This is a genomic window from Chryseobacterium koreense CCUG 49689, assembly GCF_001045435.1.
GTDB classification, from domain to species: Bacteria; Bacteroidota; Bacteroidia; order Flavobacteriales; family Weeksellaceae; genus Kaistella; species Kaistella koreensis.
This window is the reverse complement of record NZ_LFNG01000012.1, coordinates 1-20,507: the sequence shown is the minus strand read 5'-3', so window position 1 is coordinate 20,507 and position 20,507 is coordinate 1. Positions and strand designations below refer to the sequence as shown.

The window sequence follows — 20,507 nt, the reverse complement described above, 5'->3', positions numbered from 1 at the left end:
TAGCTTTCCATACAATTAATATTTATAAATTTGTCCTGTGAGCACACGGGTTGAAAATATCAGCAAAGAAATTATCGAATGGGCTATTCTGAGAAATGGAAACAGCTTAGATGATTTCTATGCTCAAAACCCCATTGTTGAAAGATGGGCGAACGGTGAGAAGTTACCTACTGTAAAACAACTTGAGAACTTCACTCACAAAGTGCATGTTCCTTTTGGATATATGTTCCTGCAAGCACCGCCGAACGAAGAAATTCCACTTCCTTTTTTTCGCACAGGTAGCAAAAAACCAACCAGAAAGGTGAGCTTGAATGTTTTTCATACGATACAAATCGTTATGGATCGTCAAAGCTGGCTTACTGAATATTTGGAGGAACTGGATTTTCCCAAACTTGATTTTGTTGGAAAATTTACTATCAATGACGATTATAAAGTTATAGTCAATGATATAAGAAATGTACTCCAACTTGATCCCGATTGGGCCGGGAAACTCAATAGTTGGGAACAAGCACTCGATTTCTTAACTTACCGAATTGAAGAAGCAGGAATCATTGTTACCTTCAATGGCGTTGTTGGAAATAACACGAAAAGAGTTGTAGATGTGAAGGAATGTCGTGGATTTGTTTTGGTAGATGATAGAGCACCTTTCTTATTTATCAACTCTGCAGATGCAAAAGCCGCACAAATGTTTACCCTAATTCATGAGCTTGCGCACATCTGGCTCGGTGAAAGTGCAGGTTTTGACATGGAAAAAATGCTTCCTGCCGATGATCCTGTAGAAATTTTGTGTGATAAAATTGCAGCAGAACTATTAGTTCCTGAAGTTTATTTTCGAAAAAAGTGGGAAACAACAAACGACTTTAAATATTTGAGCCGTATTTTTAAGGTAAGTCCAATAGTGGTTGGTCGTCGTGCATTAGATTTAGGGCTAATTTCCCGACAACATTTTTTCAGTTTCTACAACAATTATATTGCTGAAATCAAATTAAAGAAAGAAAGACAGGGTTCTGGAGGTGATTTTTATGCAACTGCAAAAAAGCGTGTAAGTGCAAGATTCGCAGCTTTTGTAAATAACGCAGTAAGAGATAATAAACTGCTTTATCGCGATGCTTACCGACTTACCAATATGAAGGGTGATACTTATAATAAATTCATAACCGAATATTTATATTAGATGGGATTGTATTTATTAGATAGCAATGTTTTCATACAAGCTCACCGAATGTATTATCCCTTCGATGTAGTTCCTGGATTTTGGCAGAAACTTAAAGAACTTGGTAAGGTTGGAAAGATTTTGAGTATTGACAAGGTTAAAAAAGAGATTTGTGATACAGGAAATCCCGATCAACTTTCCAACTGGATGGCATCGCAGTTGGAAGAAAGTTTTTTTAATGAATCCGCATCGTGTGTTGATGTCTATGCACAAATAGCGGCTTGGGCAAATGCTAATACCCATTATTATCCTTCTGCGATTGCTGAATTTTTAGAAACAGATTTGGCAGATCCCTGGCTAATTGCATACGCTAAGAAAAATGATTGTGTCATCGTGACAAACGAATCAAGTCAGCCAGATATTAAAAGGAAAATAAAAATTCCCGAACCTTGTGTCCATTTTGGTGTAAGGTTTATTTCTCCAATTCAAATGTTTAGAGAATTGGGAGAAACTTTCTAGCTCTTTTCCCCAGTCTGAAATTAGAAACAAATCTTATCCTGTGCATTTCTACTGCACAGGTCTGTTTTTACTTTGCGGTATTAATCAAAATATATTATTATGTCAAGATGTACCGCACCAGTTCATGGTCACCGCACAGCAAGCGCAGCAGCCAATTGTCCTGCTTGTAGCAGCAGAAGTAGCTACAGATCTTATTCTTCGTATCCACCGTCATATTCTTCTTCATCTTACAGTTCTGGAAGTAGAAATGTAGGAAGTGGAAGTGGTAGAACAAGAAAACCACGCTGGTCAAAAGGAACTTCACCGGTTTATTACACCGATTCAGAAGTTAGAACATTAACTCCCATCCGAGAAAATTTTGAAAAAAGAACAGTCGTACCTGATCTTCGGGATATTTTTCTGTGTCATGCATGGGATGATAGAAAAGATTCAGCAAAGGAACTCCACGACTTATTAGAATCTCAAGGTGTTAGTGTATGGTTTAGCGAAAAAGATGTTTTGCTGGGATCACCATTACTTCGTGAAATTGACAAAGGATTGGCAAAATCCAAGGTTGGAATTGTATTGGTAACCCCTAATTTTCTGCATCGTGTAACCAAGGAAGGTATTGCCGATAAAGAGCTTTCTGCTTTGCTTGCCCGCGATTTACTTGTGCCAATAGTACACAATACAACTTTTGAAAAACTAAGAGAAGTAAGTCCATTGTTGGGTTCAAGAAGTGGATTGAGTACCGAAGAAGAGCCGATGAAAAATGTTGCGGCTAAGCTGGTAGAATTAGTATCAATATAAATACAGTAAAAATAATAATCATGAAAAACACAACAGCTGTACAGTGCCCTAATTGCGGAACTTCAATCGACGTGAACGACATTCTTAAACATCAAATTGAGGAAGGTTTAAGAAAAGAATTTGAGCAAAAAGCAAAAAGTCAGGAAGATGCTTTAACGAAGAAATTATCAGATTTCAATAAAGCAAAGGAGGATTTTGAGAAACAGAAACAACAGCAGGATGAAATATTCGCAGAGAAATTGGCTGCAGCTAAAAAAGATGCAGAAGCAGAATTGCATCTGAAGATCAAGAAGCAGCTTGAAGATGAACAGAAAGATAGCTTAGACGCTCTTCAGAAAGAACTGAATGAAAAATCTGAGAAAATTCAAAAGCTTAATAAACTGGAAACTCAGGTTGCAAAACTTGAAAGAGAAAAACGTGAAATGAGGGACGAGTTAGAGGCAGAAGCGGAAAAATCCTTTAACGAAAAACTCAGTGTTGAGCGCGAGCGAATCGCCAAGTTGGAAAAAGACAAATTTGAATTTCGCGAAAAAGAACTTCAGAAGCAAATTGACGATCAGAAGAAGCTTACCGAAGAAATGAAACGCAAGCAGGAACAGGGATCGATGCAGCTACAGGGAGAAGTGATGGAACTCGCCATCGAGGAATATCTGGCTCAACAGTTTCCACTTGACTTAATTGATGAAATCAAGAAAGGTGCAAACGGGGCAGACTGTCTGCAAACTGTCAACACCTACGAAATCCAAAATTGCGGAACCATCTATTACGAAAGCAAAAGAACGAAGAATTTTCAGCCATCCTGGATGGAGAAATTCAAGGCAGACATCCGCGAAAAGAAAGCCAATATCGGCGTTCTGGTCACTGAAGTACTTCCTGCCGGAATGGAAAGAATGGGAATGCGCGACGGAATCTGGATCTGTACTTTCGATGAGTTCAAGGGATTGGTAATGGTTCTTCGTCAGTCACTGATTCAGGTCGCAATGGCAGTTCAGAATCAGGAGAACAAAGGTGATAAGATGTCGATGTTGTATGATTTCTTAACCAGTGATGAGTTCAGACACCAAATTGAGGGAATTGTGGAAGGGTTTTCGCAGATGCGCGAAGATTTGGAAAAAGAAAAACGATCCACGATGAGCAACTGGAAGAAGCGGGAAAAACAGATTGAAAAAGTCATTTCCAACACTGTGAATATGTATGGTTCCATCCGTGGAATTGCCGGAAACGCTGTTCAGCAGGTGAAAGCCCTTGAGATTGATGAAGAAAATCTGATTGAGTTTGATTAATGGTCAGGGTTTCGACTTTGTCAACCCCGAAACTTCGGGATTGGCAAAGTTCTACAGTCGTGTGCATTTCTGCTGCACACCTGTTGCGCAACTTTGAAACATCAAACTTCACAATCATTAATCATTAAAAATCAAATATCATGAAAGAACATTTAGCCCATTTCCACGTTGCAGGTTTCACATTTTACGAAGGCGTTTCCGTTTTCCAAAAGTTGAAAGTTGGCAAGAAAGTAAAATTTGAACTGGAAGAAGATAACAAATGGGATCCGAGAGCCGTTGCTATTTATTTTAAAGGTGAAAAAATTGGCTTCATTCCAAGAACTGAAAACCGGATTTTCTATAAATTCTTAAAAGTGGGAATTACCCAGTTTGAAGCGAGAATCCAAAAAGTAGATCCGCATGAACACACGGAAAGGATGGTGGAAATTGTGGTACATTTAATTCCAGAAAAAGAGAAAGTCTATTAAATCATGAAAACTCACGAAAAGTAGCTTTAATTTGTTCTTACCAAATAATGGTTCACCGGAATACTCGAGGGCAGAAAGACTGATGAATATAGAGATTTTACAGATTATTATGCCAACCGGCTTTGTATTGTAGATGAAAAAGGCGAAATTTTGGAATCTAAAAAATATGAAACTGTGAAATTTCAGATGGGCTATCATAAAAACGGACCTCAAATGATAGTGAAATGCAAAGAAATTTTCATTGCACAGGATGAAGGAATTGAGGAAAAAGATTTGAACAGGAGAATTTTTTCTTTGCAACAAGGTTCGGAAAAATATTGGAGAAGAAGAATTGTTGAGCGCCAAATTTGCTAATTTTATATTATCATTAAGTAGGATTACTAAACAAAATATGGATAAGAAAAAAATCATTGAAGTTAACACGATCATTACTTCATTTTATAGTCGTAAAGGGTTTATTACGCCCAACGATTATACGCTTACACTTTTATTGCTATGCATTTACAAAGATGAAGCAATTGATAAAAATCGGCGTATTTCAGAAATTGTTCATCAATTGAAACAAGTAGATGAATACAATAATCCCTCAGAATTATTCAAATTATTACCGAATTTTCGTGTATTGAGTTTTTTTACATCTGATGACCTTATTCAAATATTTACTTATTTCTCTTTGCTTGAAAAGTCTTACTTTGAAAATCAATTTTCGGAGTTATTTGATTTTATTTTTAAAGTGATAACCGAGTCCTTATCTTTCAAGAATGGTGCATTTATAGTTCATCCTAAGTTGATGAAATTGGTTTTTGACATTGCGATGGTCAAAAATGTGCAAAGGGTCTACAATCCGTTTGCATCCAATGCGGAAATTGTTACTGAACTAAAAGATAATACTGAATATTTTGGACAAGAATACAATCCGGAAATTTGGCGAGTTGGAAAATTGAGACTTTGGGCGCACCAAAAAATAGGATTCAATTATGTTTTAGAAAGCAGTATTGAGAATTGGCCTTCAGAAGAACGATTTGATTTAATTTTTTCCCGATTGCCGATTCTTAATAGGATCGATGTAAAAGACACATTTGGAGATAGGATTGATTTGGAAAATTTTATTATTCAACAATCGCTCTCAACAGTTAAAATAGGTGGAAAGATTATTCTTTTCGTTCGACCTGCTTTCCTTTCTTCGGGACGAAAAGCAGATAAAGAACTTTTTCGAAAACTGGTGGATGAAAATCTTGTTGAGAAAGTCCTTATTTTCCCGACTGGCGTTTTCAGACATACCAATGTTGCAACAAACGTTTTGGTATTAAATACCGCGAAATTAAGTTCAAAAATAGAATTTATTGACATTGACAATTACCTTTCAAAATACAGAAACCGAAAATTATATATTGATTGGGACAGCTTTGAATTGGACAATTTTCTTTTTCAACCATGGGAATCAGTTTTCGTTGATGCAGAAGATATAAGAAAGAGCGATTATAATTTGCAGGGTAAAGTTTATTTCCTAGAAGAGTTGCATGGAACTCCACTGCATGAGTTAGTAGAAGTTTCGAAAAGGCGGAAGCCGGAAAATTTAAGTGATATTTCCAAGGTTTTAACTGTGCGAGATCTGGGAAAGGATTCAAAAATATTACCTTCTATTAATTATGATTTGCTGGAACCAATCTCTACACTAGAAAATTTAATGTATTACAATGTTCTGGATGAAGAGGGCATTTTGGTATCACTAATAGGAGGAACTTTAAACGCAACTTATTTTTCAGGTAAGCATGCTGTGCTTTCTCACCAAAGGATTGCTCTGCTAAAAATCATAGATGAAGATGTTATTTCTTACAAGTATTTAGTAAGCGAGTTGAATAAAGATTATGTTCAAAAACAGGTGGAAGCGCAAGTTTTTGGATCGGTTGTAAGAGATTTACGAATTAACGATTTGTTGAAAATCAAAATCAATTTGGTTTCATCAGAATTACAGACTGAAAAAATAGAGGAACAATTAAGTTACGCTATTAAAGAACTTCAAGATGAAATTCAAAAAGTTGATAAAGATTTTCAAATAAAGGACGCGGAAAAAAATGCAATTCTAAGACATAAAATTGCAGGCTCAGTTTCTAATTTGGAATTTTTTGCAACTAATATTCAACATATTCTTGACAGAAAAGTCCTGCCAGAATTTCCTCAATTATTTTCTTTAAAGTTGAATGATAATCAATTGTTAAATTTGGGAGAATTGATTGAGAATTTAGTTAAGGATTCAAGAAGGATTACAGAAGAAGTCAGAAGTCAAACGGAAGACTTTGTTGCGAGTGAATATACTGTCTCATCAATTGAAATTGTGCCATTCTTGGAAAATTATTTTAAGAATGTCGGTGAGAAAAATCCCAATATTCTATTTGACATCAATTTGAATGATATAAAGAGTGATGATTTCAAAGTTTTCATAATTGGAAATGAAGATCTGTTTTGTATTTTACTTGACAATCTAATTTCCAATATTAAGAAACACGGATTTAATTGGGGAAAAGATGAAGTGAGAAGAATTGAAGTTTCAGGATCAATGGATAAAGAATTTGGGACCACCACTATTTTCATTTCAAATACTGGAAATCCACTGCCGGCGAATTTTACTTTTGAAGATTTTAAATCAAAAGGAATAAAGAAGGGGAAAAAAGGTGGAAGTGGAATGGGAGGATATATCATTGACCAAATCATCAAATATTTTGGCGGAGATTGGTATATTGTTGACGAGACTGGTCCAGAAGGTTTGGATGATACTGATCTTGCGACAACTTTTGAAATATCACTTCCTTATCAGCAAGAATTTGTAAATTTAGACGATTTACAAATTGACGATGAAGAAATATAAAGTTTTTTGGGTTGATGATGAACATCAGTCGCTTTTCAATATTAGGCAAATGGCTATTGATGAAGGAATAGAGCTGATTGCTTTTGATAACGCCGAAACTGCAATTGCTGATTTAAAGGAAAACTTTCTGTGGTATGATGCGGCGATTCTGGATGGTTTGTTCTATAATATTGCTGTAGAAGAAGGGATTGCAACAAGACAAACCGCTTTAATGAATGTTGTAAATTCATTAAAAGACATTCGTCCTAAAAAACATATTCCATGGTTTATCCTCACAGGTAAAGAAAACATTAAAAATGAGAACGATTTTATTCAATCTGAGGGAAAGGAAGATTGTGTTTATGATAAATTAGACAATAATCAAATCCAAAAGCTTTATACAAGATTGAAAAACGAAGCAGATCATCAGTTCGAAACACAACTTATTCATAAATATCAAGATTCTTTCGAAATATTTGATTTTCATTTGGATAAGGATACTAAATATGATTTGCTGAAGATTCTAACAAAACTCTATTCTGAAAGTACCATTGAGTTCGATGATTACAATTCAATAAGAATCATTTTAGAAAAATTGTTTAATAAATTAAAATATTTAAACATAATTTCTCCAGACATCAAATCGTTGAACGGTTGCAGCTTATTTTTGAATTGCAGACACAATGAGTTTGAATTTTCAAAAAAAATCATACATCCTGTTATTGGAGAGTTGATATTTCGAACATTAAATATCGCACAGGATGGTTCTCATAGTGGTGAAAAACTAAGTTTTCGCGTTCAAGAATATTGCTCAAAATATAATGCAAAACATCTTTATTCTTCGATAGTTCATTCACTACTTGAAATTCTTAGTTATTTCAATTTATTCTTAAATGATATTGAATCAGTAGAAAAAAGTAAATGTTTGTGGATTAGAAAAAATATTATTGCCGGAGAGATTGCTGAAATTTCTGCAAACCAATACGGAACTTTTATTTCAGAGAATGGGACTAGATTTTCCGTGTTGCCAATTCATATGGATCAATATTCACTTACCCTGCATCAGAAGATAAGGATTGAGCCGAAAGAGGATAATCCACTTCACATCAAAAATATTTTTCTTGATTAATTTTAACTGTGCAGATTCATTGCACAGTTAGAGCTCACCTTTGTACTGTTAATATAAAAACGGTGCATTATGACAGATTATCAGAACTATTGGAATCAGGAAATCAGAAATTTACTTGATGAGTTAGATGCTCCTGCATCTCTTCACACCAACATTGTGGATACGCTTGCAAATTCTCAAAGAACAGGGATTTTTGAGAATCAGATTATTAATGCTTTAAGGTTAGGACTTTCAATAAAGGAAGGAAATCAAAATATAGCATTTGTTGCATCTATGCAAAGTGGTAAATCAAAGACCATTTACTTTCTGTGCAATTATGTGTTACCAGCAATTGGATTGTTAAGTGGTCATGATAATGTACTGTTTGTAACTAGTATGCGCGATACTGATCTATACAATCAAAATAACAGAAATTTAGAAGCTGATTTCTATGATGCTTCTGAAGGTCAGATGAAATATTCGCGAATAAAGGTGACCAAGATGAACGAATTTTTCAATTATCCAAATCCATTCAAGGCAGTACGTGACCTTAAAGTTCAACTTATTGTTAGAGATGAAGATCAGTATGGTTGCGGTGAAGAGTCATCTTTTCAATTTGCGTTTTTTGATAATTTAAGGAGCAAACTGCCGGAAATTGGGTTGGTTGCTGTAAGTGCAACACCTTATGATATTCTGGATGCACATTTTACCAAAAGTGCCGACATTGATGTCGTTGAAGGAGTTAGACCTCCAACATACTTCGGAATCACAGAAATGTTGAGAGAAAATATGATTGATGATTTACCCTTAGATTTCTCGCCATTGCAGGAGAATAATGGAGAATATATAGTTCATCCATATGTTATTAAATATGTTCAACATTTATCAAACTTTGAAGATGGATTGGGGATTATTAGAGAATCAACTACATTACGTGCATTGGAATTAAGAAACATGTTGAGATCAAAACTCAAGCATAATGCTGAAGTTTTAGTTATCGGCTCTGATTCAGCATGTGACTTTTCAATAAATGAAGGGATCCCTGAAGTAGGAAATTTGATTATGAGGATGGGAAAAAGAGTTATTTTAATAATTGTTCAAGCCTTAACCGCTGGGAAGGATTTAGGGAGGTTAAAGGAAAAAATAAGATTTGGAATTGAGCCGAGAGATAAACAGCTTGCAAATGGTGCGCAAGGAATTGCTGGAAGATGTTGTGGATATCACAATAACCGAACATTCAGAATAATGGCGAGTATTCCATTACTTAGCAATTATGCAAAATTCGAGCAGGATTGGGAGATTTTCAGCGATCCTGAATGGAAAGAAGAATTGATTGATAATTCAATTAGGGGATTGACTACACAAACTAAATTTGTAATATCACAGGTTGAAGGCATTTTTACTTCTATTGACAATATTTTTACAATTTCAGTTGAAGATTTATCTACAAAGGAAGGTAGAAATAAGTTGTCATTTCTTTCAGATGAGGTTTATGATAGGTTAAATGGGCTTTTTGACGCAAATGTCTATAATAGTTCTACAAAAGGGACAAGATTAAATGCGAAAGATGTTACAGTTCGTATAGCTTCAAGCTATAATATGAAAAGCAATAGAGTATATAAAAACTGGAATGCAGATTTGAATGCAGATTTTGGTAGTATATTCTTCAAAAAGAACGATTACAATTATGGTATGCTGATTTCAAACTTTCCAGTTGAAGATGATCGGAATAATATAGGTTTCTGTGGAATCAAAGTTTTTGTTTCTGGTGAGAAGGAATTTCGTGAAAGAGAGAGCGAGATTGTTAATACCTCCATGTATGCAGATAAATAATCAAAAGATTGCCTATTTTCTATAGGCGCTTTTTATTTTTAGTCAATTATAATACCCCCGAAAAATCGGACACTAAGTTTAGTTGAAAAAGACAATTAAATTTACTCGATGTCACACTTAAGAAAAATCAATTCGCACAGTCGGATGGATCTCCAGTGAATGGAGAAGCGGAATCCCGTCTTTAAAAAATGCATAAAACGACATTTAATATCAGTAAAATGGACTGCTCAAGACGATATAACGGTAGAAGATTTTCTTTATCCGTATTATGATCCGGAATTTGAAGCCAGGCACTTGACAAACCTTAAAAGCAATTAAACGCTGTTTTGAAAAGCAACTTTCTACTTTGATTTATTATTTTGGGTAGGGCAATACATTTCACCACAAAAAAAATCACAGGAAATGGCGTAGCGTGGGCCAGTACATCTTGGCTTTTACTCTTTAAGTCCAAAAATTAACAAGTAATGCGAAACAATACAAATTATTTTGCCGACTATCATACCGCCTATGTCCATATTTTAGGCGAACATCATATTGATATTTATTCGGATAATTTCAAAAAAGTTGCTGATAATATCTGTAAAAAACTCAATACCATTTGCATTGAGCACAAAGATAAAATCGTTGAAGGTCAATCCAAATTCCGGAGATTTCCAAGTGGAGAACTTCCTATCGAATTGGTTTCAGAATTTGATTGGTATTGCGAGAATTACGAATATATAGATTTGGATGAATGTTTCCTATTTATGGGGCCATATTGCTTTGAAATTGAACTTTATGAAAGCAAATTCATTGTGGATTTCTCCATTACTAATAAGGAATGGTTTTCAGCGAAAAACTTTTCCTTAATCAATGCATACCGAAAATTCCTGCAAAGTTTAGCAGGTGTTTTTGGATCTGATTTTTTAATCTATTTCCCTTGTTATGGTGAACAAAAATTTTTCAATGATAGCAAATCCCTTGCTGCCATTGAGAATCAGTTAAATAAAGAATACGGAAGAAGCGATTTTTCAGTGATAACCAAAAAAGAAAAATGCTTACCGTTCTTTTGTTCTGAAAGATTTTTTGATTTATAATAATATGAAAAAATCATACAAATCATATTGACAGTTTTCACTGTTATTTTCACAGAAATGAAATAACGATCTCTGTTATGCTGCGGCAATTTACATAATCAAAATCATACTAACTTTCCAATGCAATAGGAGTGGTTGTTTTTTTATTGTTAATGTCATTATAATTTCCAAAGGAAGTCTATAGTACCCCCAAAAAATCGCCCAGTAAGTTCAGTTGAAAAAAACAATTAAATTTACAATCTGTCACCGCGAAGAAAATTCAATTCGCACAGTCGGATGGATCTCTAGTAAATGGAGCAATGGAATCCCAACTTTAAAAAATAGTTAATGTTTATAACTTTTTGATGCTGATTATCAATTGTTTTTGTATTTTTACTGGTATAAGTATGAGCCATTCTGTATGGCGTTTTTCAGGTGTTTTCAGCTCCCAACATCATCAGGTCATCCAAGGTTTCCGATAGACAAAAGTAGGAACAGAAAAAGGAGAATAAAGGAAAACAAAATACAGAAAAAGCAGTCTGAAGGAAATGCCGACCCAAAAAATCCTGCACTGTCCTCCCTGACAACAGGTACTGCATCCCCACTGGGTATTCGGGAAGGTAAACGAAACAGCCGGGTGCATTGCGCACGAATAAATAAGAAACGGTCGCAGACGGAAGTGTTCCTTGGCTGCCGCAGAAAGTTGGCTTTTTCTGCAAAAATGGTGCATCCTGACCGCCGACACCCAGAAAATTTTGGTTTTTTGCCTCTTTTCTTGGCCTTTTTCACCTCTTTTGCCTCTTTTGGCTTACTTTGGCTCACACCTACGGGTGTTCGCACGCCAGGAGACTCAGGGGGAAACGTAGGGATGCAGTATAAAGGGATTGTTGTATCCGCTTCTGAGCAAAACCTCCTTTATTTACCCCCGCTCCCGCGCGGTTGTATCGCGTGGCGAAATAGAAGGAAGGATCATCACATAAAGTAATACGTTCACAAAATCCCCATCCATAGACTTCAATTTCCCGCTGCACGAATCTCCTAACCTTCAAGCTTTACTATATCACATGATCTGCCGAACAAAATATCCTCGCCGCTCCAAACCCATTTCCGGCGGCTGAGAATAGTCAAAGCCAAAAAAAGCGGACCTCCCGGCCCGCTTCATCATCGCTCTCCTGCGATTACCCAATCTCCACCAGCTTCAGCGCATTCATATTATTCCCGTTCAAAGCGTAAAGCTCCCCGTTGATCTCCTGAAAAAACTCCACCAGCACATAAAACATCTTTACACCGGTGCCCGCAGGCAGCGCATCCAGCGCCACCGTAAGATCCTGCACATCATCATTGATCACCACCGGCGCGGCCACAGAATAAACAGTCTCCGCCTTGTCATTCTCAGCGTCCAGAGCAGCGCACGCCAACCCGATATTCACATGAGTGGCATATTCCGGTACCGTAAGATGAGTATGAGGTTTGAAGCCTGAAATCGTTAGGCTGCCTGCAGCGGCGTCCAGCACAAAATCCTTGTTCAGAACCATTTTCAGTGGCGCGTATTTGTTAAAATCAAAATCCAGAAGCAGTGCCTTTCCTGCAGCCGTATCAAACCCGTTCGCAAAAGTTCTTCGCCCACGTACTGATAAGCTGTCCAGATTTTTGATCTTCGCGATAATGCTTACCAGGCGGCTGCTCATGCGCATATCCCTGGCCCGCTTCCCGTATTCGCTCACGCTGTTGCGGATCAGTTTGCCTGCCGCGTTGATATTGGCGAACTCGTTCATGTTTTCACGCGTTCTCGCAAAATTCGCATCATTCATAATGCGTTCTTTCTCTATTCCGCCTTTCGCACGTACATAGTGTCCTTCGGAATTCTTGTAAAAGGTCATGCCGTCCAGGGTGCCTTTTAATTTTAGTATCGAACTCTCTTTTGCCATTTTTTCTCTTTTTTAAAATTATTTACTAAATTAATTTCTGTGAACTCTCCCTCCCGTTCCGGAATTTTGAAAATCCTCTTCTGCCGTTTCGAACCGGTGAACAATTCATTTCAGTCATCCCTTTGCGATCCTGATCAGTTCGGTGTAAATGCGTTGCAACTTCTTTTACAGGACAAATATAAGACGGTGTTAACTTGTTTGCAAACAACATGTTACGTTTGGTTCGTTTGATTTTTTTTAATCTCTTTTGGCTGAAAATGCACGTTGTGTCGCATTAGGTAACAACAGGTTTGTTTTTATTTCACAAACCAAGGTCAAAGGAAAGTCAAAGGAAAGTCAAAGGAAAGTCAAAGGAAAGGGTAAAGAAAGGGTAAAGAAAGGGTAAAGAAAGGGTAGGAGGTTGAGAAGAGAAGTAGTGGGTTTTAGTGAACAATAAGTAACAAAACGGACATTTCGTTACATTTCATCGCTTATTTTCCTTTAAATATTGTTTTTATTATATTTTGTCCTTATATTTGTTGGTAAGAATGTTATGGAAATATTCTGTGAGAAGTTCATTAAGGTTTCGGGAAAAGTAAAAAGAATGTCCTCGGAGATAAAACCCTCCAGACATCGACACGTTGTTTGCACAACCGCTGTCAGATCAACCTATGAAACGAACTGCATCTTCTGAGATGGCAGAACAGAAAACACATCTTGATAACATTGTCTCGGTACCGCGATGCGGGTGCCTTCAAAAAAACACATAGCCCACAGTGCCGCCCGATTCTTGCGGCAGAAAATAGAATCAAACAAAAAAAAACCAAACAATCTACACATGAAAAAATTAACCAATTTCTCTGTAGGCTGTTCTTTTGCTTTTCCTGCTCCTTTCTAGTTTCTCACAGTTATTTTAAGAACATCAGTTTAATAAAATAATTGTTGAATAAAAACTTCTGAATGATGAAGCTTAAAAACATGGTAAAAAGTGAAAGAAAAATTAATTATGGACGCAGTAGACGTTCATGCCGTTACCCACTACAGCATCGGCCACTGTAGAAGAATCTTGAGAAAAATTAAAAGCTTAAAATCGAAACTCAAACACCAGAAGGTCACCGTAGAGGAAGTCTCTGAGTATTTGGGCATCAGCTCTGAACAGATCCGGAATGTCTTACAGAAAACCGGCTGAAAATAATGCTGATAAAAAAGGCTGCCCCAAAAATAAGGCAGCCTTTTTTTAAGTACTGTATGGAGGGAGATTATTTACCCGCAAGAATTTGAAGTTCCAGGTCTACCCCCGCTCCCGCGCGATTGCATCGCGTGACATTCCATGACAAACCTCCGTATGATTATACCGGCGGCACAAAAATCAAAAAAGAAAACACTAGCACCGGTACTTTTAAGAAAAAATTCTACTTTTGAAGATAAAAATCTTTTAATATGAAACTCAAACATTTGCGTTTAGGAGCGATAGGGCTCTTGGTTTTCTTTGGAAACACGGTGAAATCCCAAAGCAATAATGGGGCGCCTAAAATGGGTAAATACGGCTGTACGGCTGCCAAATACAGCGGCGGGTCTTATCAGTATATTCCCAAAGGTTCTTTTACCTTAAAAAAAGACGGTACCTATACCTATTCCGGATTTGAAAAGCCCAGCAATGGTAAGTTTACGGTGGATGAAAAGGGGAATCTCCACTTTAAAGGCGGTTACCTGAATGACGGGACGGCTGAAAAAATTGACCGGCCCGACAAGTTTTTTCTGGTATTTCCTACCATTCCGGATCATCGGTGGACTTGCGGTTTGGTGCAATAGCCGGTTGATGGGTTGATGGGTTGATGTGGTGATTGGTTGATGTGCTGATGTGGTGATGGGTTGATGGGTTGATGGGTTGATGGGTTGATGGGGTGATTGGTTGATGGGTTGATGCGGTGATGTGGTGATGTGGCGATGTGGCGATGTGATGATGTGGTGATGGGTTGATGTGATGATGTGATGATGGGTTGATGGGTTAATGTGGTGATGAGGGAGGCAGGTTACAACTTTTGGGAAGCAGGGTTAAAAGAGGGTCGCTGTGCCTTCGATGTTGGTGAGGTTTTCAGCTTCCAGCGGCGGATCGTATTCGGGGTACAGGAAATATTCGACCGGAATGTCATCGAGCCAGGTATATTGGTTCTGTTTCGTTAGGAGGATGGGCATCCTCTTTTTGGTATTGTGGATTTCGGCCATCAGTGGATTGGCATCCGTGGTTCCGATGGTGACGGTCAGCAGTTCCCGGTCTGTGGAGGGGTCTGTCCAAATATTGTAGAGTCCGCCGATGGTGAAGATCGACTGGTTTTTGATGCTGATCAAATAGTTGTCTTTCTGTTTTCCTTTGGCATCCAGATGTTTCCATTCATGGAAAGCGTTGACGGGAATGAGGCAGCGGTTGTTCACCGCATTCCTGAAGGTGGGTTTTTCGTGGATTTCCTCCATTCTTGCATTCAATGTTTTTTTGGCCAGTGCCTGGTCTTTTGCCCAGCTCGGCAGGAATCCCCACTGAGCGGGAACAATGTGGTTGGGCTCGCTGTCCAGAATCACCGGTATTTTTGGGTTTGCAAACCCATTGATTCTAAATTCCCTGTGATAGGGCTCCCCGTGATATTCCGCATCGAAGAATTCTTCCAACTCCTGGGTTTCGGACAATAATGAAATGTAGTAGCACATTGCTAAAGTTTTAGCTAAGTTAGAAAATTTTGGATAAATGAAAGCTTTGTAAGTGTGCCGGAATATTTCCCTCCCACGGCAGCAGGGTGGTTCATCGGGAAATGATAGGATGGGTAGGCTTTAGGTGGTGATTCAAAAAGTTGGCTTCGAGAGCCTCAGCCACCGGACCCTGCAAGGTGGTAGTTCGAAAGCTTCAACCGATGATTTCGGGCCCTGAGGCTCTCGAAGGGCTCGAAGGCGGAGGGACGTTCTTTTGATATAGTAATTGTTTTGAATTATTTGTAATTGTTTATATTTGAGGATGTTATTAGCCACGGCAGATGCCTGGACCTCGAGGGCCTCAGCCCACGTAGCTTGCGAAGGCGGAGGATTATGATTCAAAAAGGTGGCTTCGAGAGCCTCAGCCACCGGACCCTGCGAGAGCCTCAGGGTCCGCACCAGCGCTTCAACCGATGCCTGGGCTTCGCGCGCCTCGGCCGCCGGAAAAGGGCTGAATGGAGAACCGATGATTTCGGGCCCTGAGGCTCTCGAAGGGCTCGAAGGCGGAGGATCCCGTCCTAATTCGGTAGCTTCGAGAGCCTCAGCCGCCAGAAGCTCCCAAAGGCGGAGGATTCCGATCCCTTCAAAGCGGAGACTGCTTGTCAGTAAAATATATTGCTTTCCAACCTCTTTTTACGGAAAACCACATTGTGTAGTCCGCCTCTTTCGTTATATTTGGAATCCTTTAGCTAAGAAAACATGAAACCCGAAATCTACTCGTCCGGCAGCTTTGCCACCGATCTTTCCCAGATCAAAGCCATTAAAAAAGATTACGATACCCAATGCCTGATCTTCGAGTTCCGGAGCCAGATTGAATTTCGTGTTAATCCTGAAACGGATGAGGAGGAGATGGTGGAGATTGCAGAACTTCCGGTTTATACAGAGCCTTATGAAGACTGTTTCAAGCCGCCGAGGCATTGCGTGACATCCTATGACATCTGTGCAACCGAAACAAACTGAATAACATTGAAAAGATAATGGCTATAAATTTTAGAAAGAGAAAGAAAATACTGCCCGGAGTTTATTTGAACTTCAGCAAAAGAGGAATTAGCACAACGGTTGGACCCAGAGGCGCAAACATCAATTTCGGAAAAAATGGTGCATTTCTCAATACAGGAATACCGGGAACCGGACTATATTCCCGACAAAAAATTGGTGGAGGAAACGGAAGTGGCCCAAGTTTTACACCTGCAAATAAATTTGCACCAAACCATAATACCACAAAATCCGAGAAGTCAAAAACGACAACTGTATTACTCGCTTTATTTTTCGGGACATTCGGAATACATCGCTTTTATCTTGGACAAAATTGGAAAGGCATTTTCTCAATTTTGTTTTTTTGGACTTATATTCCGACAATCATTTCATTGTTTGATGTTCTTGTTTTTGCAGTAATGCCGCGAGATAAATTTGACAGTAAATATAACCGTCTTCACAATTCTACAAATGCACAAACTTGTTCTTCTTGCAACAAAAATTTGGCTTTTATAAATACACCTTTATGGGGTTTGGGAAAATTAAATGATGGAACGAGACTTTGTTATGATTGTTTCTCGAAAATGACAAAATTGGATAGTAATTTTAAGTCCGACTCAAAAAATAAATATGACACCCATCTTGTTCGTCAAGTTCTTTCTGGAACACCTGTTTCCTTTCTTTCATTCGATTCTTCTTCCAACAACGGTTATAGTAAAACAACATCAGTCCCGACAAGTCAAAGTTTGGAAGAACTGAAAAAACATATTGAAGAAGCAAGACAAGCAAGACAAGAATTAGAAACCGAAATCAGGCAACAACAATCCGTAGCAAGGCAATTAGAAATTAATCTCAAAAGCAAGCAAAGCGGTTTTGGAAAATTTTTCGCAAAACCCGAACAAGTAGAAAAACTTCAAGCAGAAGTAAAAGAAGCTAACGAATACCTGACCGACCTGTACAGTCAATACGAAGAAAGTCAAGCAAACATAAACATGGAGACTGACAAAGAAATTCAGGATCAGTATCAAAGAGTGAAAGAGGCATACATTGAACTTTCAAAATCGAACAAAATTTGGGACATCGTTTCTGAAAGAGCATCTACAGAAACCAAATCAGCCGCGAGAACTTCCATTGACAGAAAAGAAGTCCGTTTTACTCTTAGCGAGATTGATTTTATCCTTTCCGAACAATCGGCTTTTCAACTGGAAAATACTGACGGAGATCACCTGTACATCTATCCTGCTTTTGTTTTGCAACCCAATCACTCGGGAGCAATTACCTTAATTGATTTACACGATTTGCGTTTCCGTTTTCACAGCCAGCGTTTCTTGGAAGAAAAATCCACTACCCCAAGCGATACGCAAGTTGTGGATTACACTTGGGCAAAAGTGAACAAAGATGGAAGTCCCGACAAAAGATTTGTGGACAATTACCAAATTCCTGTTGTTGAATACGGAGCATTTGAATTTGCAACAAACAGCGGATTGAAAGAAGTGTATTACATCAGTAATTTGCAATTGGCAGAAAAATTTGCCAACGAGTTTAGGAAATATCTTTCATTGATAAGACCAGTTGAGCCGCAAGCATTAATTGATTTACCGCCAAAAATTTATAATCAGCTTATTGAGTTTGATAAATTAGACCCACTTACTGTGGATGCTGCAAGAATCATAGTTTCATCTCAGCAGGCATCTACTTCTTTCATTCAGAGACAACTAAGAATCGGCTATAATCGAGCGGGGAGAATAATGGATGAGTTGGAAAGCATTGGGATTGTCGGCTCTTTTAACGGGGCAAAGGCTAGAGAAACTTTGGTTCAAGATCTTTTGACACTTGAAAAAATTTTCGACCAAAAAGCGGATAACCATCAGGTATCACAAAACAAAGCGGAGTTCGGATTTCAATATTATTCTCTGCTAAAAGACTTTTCAAAATCATTGTCTGAAATTGTCCAAAAACTTCAATCCAACGAAGCCATTTTAGAGCGGATCAATGCCGAACAATTACTAACTACATCTGATAAATTTATTGCCAACTGTGTAATTTATGATATGATACAGGTTTCCAATCTTCTGGCAAAAGGAAAACTTTCAGCTAAAAGTTTGGAAGCAGCAGGTTTGGTTTTGGCTACCAATCAATTGTTGCCAGACCATAGCGGGGATATGCTGGATAAAGATTTTGATACCCTTGCAACGGCACATCAGCAAGGACTCTATGAGGATATTGCCCGAAAACTACTTGAAATTGGAGCAATGGAAAACCCGATGCAAATTAGTATCCAGGAAAAAGAAGACGAAAAAATAATTTCTTCAACCGAACAGCAAAGCAATCTTTCATTTCCGACTTTTCTGAAAATATCGGATAATCCTTTGTTTGAAGAATACGCAACTGTGATTTATCGGTATGCAACCATCATTTCAAAAGCGGACAACGTGGTTTCAAAAACTGAAGAAACTTTATTGAAAGTTATTTATCAACTTACGCACAACCCAATTCCTGAAAAGAAAAACGAGGCATTGTACATTTCCAAAGGGACAAAAAATGAAACGTTGGACGAAGTGTTGCACGAACTCAACTCTTTAATTGGTTTAAACGAAGTGAAGTCTGAAATTAATACGCTGATCAACTTTATCAAAGTACAAAAAGCAAGAGAGCAATCAGGACTGAAATCTCCATCGCTTTCTTACCATATTGTTTTTACAGGAAATCCCGGAACAGGAAAAACAACGGTTGCAAGAATTGTTTCTAAAATATACAAACATCTTGGCATTTTAACCGAAGGACAATTAGTAGAAACTGACCGTTCAGGCTTGATAGCGGAATATGTCGGACAAACAGCGGTAAAAGTGAATCAAACTGTTAATTCGGCATTAAATGGAATTTTGTTTATTGACGAAGCCTATTCCTTAGTGGGAGAAAATAAAGATGATTTTGGAAGAGAAGCTGTTGCCACGTTGATAAAAAGAATGGAAGACGACCGAGATAAATTGGTCTTAGTTTTGGCAGGTTACACCAACGAAATGACAAACTTTATTGACACGAACCCAGGCTTTAAATCGAGATTCAACCGCTATATCAACTTTCCGGATTATACGCCAAGTGAATTGTTTGAAATTTTTGAAAGTAATTGTGTGAAATTGGATTATCAATTAACAGAAGAAGCTGAAACAAAATTGAAATTGGTTTTTGAAAATGCCTATTCAACAAGAGATAGATCATTCGGAAATGGTCGTTTTGTGCGCAATGTTTTTGAAAAAACTCTGGAACAACAAGCCAACCGAATTGCAAAAGAAAGCAATTTAACAAAAGAAATTCTGACAACAATAACGGAAAATGATATAGTGTAGAATAGGGGCGGACTCACCACAGACGGAGTATTTATACTCTTATTACGCAACTGCTTCACTGTAAAAAGAATAATTTTATTCGATTTAGTTATGTGGATATGTTTCTTCTTTTTTGGGGTGGGGAGCAAAAGGACAATTCCTGCCTTTTTGAACTCCGCCATGTTTTCTCGGGTTCTCTGGAATCGCGGATCGTTCTTCAATTGATCTGCGGAAATTTCGCTATTTTCTCTGGCCATTGTTTTAAATTTTAAAAATCAAAGAATCAGGTGTTGAGGTACACTCGTTCAAACCTGTTGTGATCATGGGGCAAAATTTGGCAATAAGATCTGACAAGGCAAGTGTTTATGCCGGTTTCGGCAGTTTTTGCCGATAAAGGCGGTTATTGCCGAAAAGGGCGTTTTCTGCCGAATTTGCCGAAAATGACCGGATTTGCCGATCTCTATTTTAATGCATTCTCATGCTTTATGGTGGGGGATGACTGGGG

The 20,507-nt window shown here is 37.9% G+C and carries 15 protein-coding genes and 2 pseudogenes; 15 read left to right on the top strand and 2 right to left on the bottom strand.

Annotated elements, in window-relative coordinates:
• Nucleotides 1-37 precede the first annotated feature (37 nt).
• The 9 genes from ACM44_RS09270 to ACM44_RS09225 all read left to right on the top strand — a co-directional run bounded on the left by ACM44_RS09270 (nucleotide 38) and on the right by ACM44_RS09225 (nucleotide 11,073).
• A complete protein-coding gene (locus tag ACM44_RS09270) occupies nucleotides 38-1,174 on the top strand; it encodes an ImmA/IrrE family metallo-endopeptidase (protein WP_048499766.1) in 1,137 nt (378 codons plus the stop codon).
• Nucleotides 1,175-1,672 carry a DUF4411 family protein gene (locus tag ACM44_RS09265; protein ID WP_083993694.1) on the top strand — a complete coding sequence of 166 codons (498 nt, stop codon included), beginning with the start codon at nucleotides 1,175-1,177 and terminating at the stop codon, nucleotides 1,670-1,672.
• A gap of 99 nt (nucleotides 1,673-1,771) precedes the next feature.
• Complete coding sequence (locus tag ACM44_RS09260) at nucleotides 1,772-2,461, top strand: toll/interleukin-1 receptor domain-containing protein (RefSeq protein ID WP_048499764.1); 690 nt, start codon at nucleotides 1,772-1,774, stop codon at nucleotides 2,459-2,461.
• Between the two features lie 20 nt (nucleotides 2,462-2,481).
• On the top strand, nucleotides 2,482-3,744 hold the full coding sequence (locus tag ACM44_RS09255; protein WP_048499763.1) for a DUF2130 domain-containing protein: 1,263 nt from the start codon (nucleotides 2,482-2,484) through the stop codon (nucleotides 3,742-3,744).
• A gap of 140 nt (nucleotides 3,745-3,884) precedes the next feature.
• A complete protein-coding gene (locus ACM44_RS09250; protein WP_048499762.1) occupies nucleotides 3,885-4,211 on the top strand; it encodes an HIRAN domain-containing protein in 327 nt (108 codons plus the stop codon).
• Between the two features lie 391 nt (nucleotides 4,212-4,602).
• On the top strand, nucleotides 4,603-7,077 hold the full coding sequence (locus ACM44_RS09240) for an N-6 DNA methylase (protein WP_048499760.1): 2,475 nt from the start codon (nucleotides 4,603-4,605) through the stop codon (nucleotides 7,075-7,077).
• On the top strand, nucleotides 7,064-8,185 hold the full coding sequence (locus ACM44_RS09235) for a response regulator (protein WP_048499759.1): 1,122 nt from the start codon (nucleotides 7,064-7,066) through the stop codon (nucleotides 8,183-8,185). The genes ACM44_RS09240 and ACM44_RS09235 overlap by 14 nt, the downstream gene beginning before the upstream one ends.
• Before the next feature lie 69 nt (nucleotides 8,186-8,254).
• Entirely contained in the window at nucleotides 8,255-9,997 is a 1,743-nt protein-coding gene (locus ACM44_RS09230; RefSeq protein ID WP_048499758.1) for a hypothetical protein, read from the top strand.
• Nucleotides 9,998-10,461: 464 nt separating this feature from the next.
• Complete coding sequence (locus tag ACM44_RS09225) at nucleotides 10,462-11,073, top strand: hypothetical protein (RefSeq protein ID WP_048499757.1); 612 nt, start codon at nucleotides 10,462-10,464, stop codon at nucleotides 11,071-11,073.
• Nucleotides 11,074-12,230: 1,157 nt separating this feature from the next.
• Here the strand turns inward: ACM44_RS09225 and ACM44_RS09215 are convergent.
• Entirely contained in the window at nucleotides 12,231-12,980 is a 750-nt protein-coding gene (locus ACM44_RS09215; RefSeq protein ID WP_048499755.1) for a hypothetical protein, read from the bottom strand.
• A gap of 985 nt (nucleotides 12,981-13,965) precedes the next feature.
• Here ACM44_RS09215 and ACM44_RS15180 point away from each other — a divergent pair.
• Nucleotides 13,966-14,148, top strand: a complete 183-nt coding sequence (locus ACM44_RS15180; RefSeq protein ID WP_152669329.1) for a hypothetical protein — start codon at nucleotides 13,966-13,968, stop codon at nucleotides 14,146-14,148.
• Between the two features lie 251 nt (nucleotides 14,149-14,399).
• On the top strand, nucleotides 14,400-14,771 hold the full coding sequence (locus ACM44_RS09210) for a hypothetical protein (RefSeq protein WP_048499754.1): 372 nt from the start codon (nucleotides 14,400-14,402) through the stop codon (nucleotides 14,769-14,771).
• Nucleotides 14,772-15,014: 243 nt separating this feature from the next.
• On the opposite strand, the gene ACM44_RS09205 is transcribed toward ACM44_RS09210, so the two are convergent.
• On the bottom strand, nucleotides 15,015-15,662 hold the full coding sequence (locus tag ACM44_RS09205; RefSeq protein WP_048499753.1) for an SOS response-associated peptidase: 648 nt from the start codon (nucleotides 15,660-15,662) through the stop codon (nucleotides 15,015-15,017).
• 738 nt (nucleotides 15,663-16,400) lie between these two features.
• Here ACM44_RS09205 and ACM44_RS09195 point away from each other — a divergent pair.
• The 4 genes and pseudogenes from ACM44_RS09195 (at nucleotide 16,401) to ACM44_RS15750 (ending at nucleotide 20,023) form a co-directional block, all read left to right on the top strand.
• On the top strand, nucleotides 16,401-16,661 hold the full coding sequence (locus ACM44_RS09195; protein WP_048499751.1) for a hypothetical protein: 261 nt from the start codon (nucleotides 16,401-16,403) through the stop codon (nucleotides 16,659-16,661).
• A gap of 17 nt (nucleotides 16,662-16,678) precedes the next feature.
• Nucleotides 16,679-17,068 (top strand): annotated as a pseudogene (locus ACM44_RS15760) (DUF4236 domain-containing protein); the annotation flags it as partial.
• A 1,248-nt stretch (nucleotides 17,069-18,316) separates the two neighbouring features.
• Nucleotides 18,317-18,529 (top strand): annotated as a pseudogene (locus ACM44_RS15755) (DNA translocase FtsK); the annotation flags it as partial.
• A 198-nt stretch (nucleotides 18,530-18,727) separates the two neighbouring features.
• Nucleotides 18,728-20,023 (top strand): AAA family ATPase, encoded by a 1,296-nt coding sequence (locus ACM44_RS15750; protein WP_316932555.1) that lies wholly within the window; start codon nucleotides 18,728-18,730, stop codon nucleotides 20,021-20,023.
• Nucleotides 20,024-20,507: the final 484 nt, after the last annotated feature.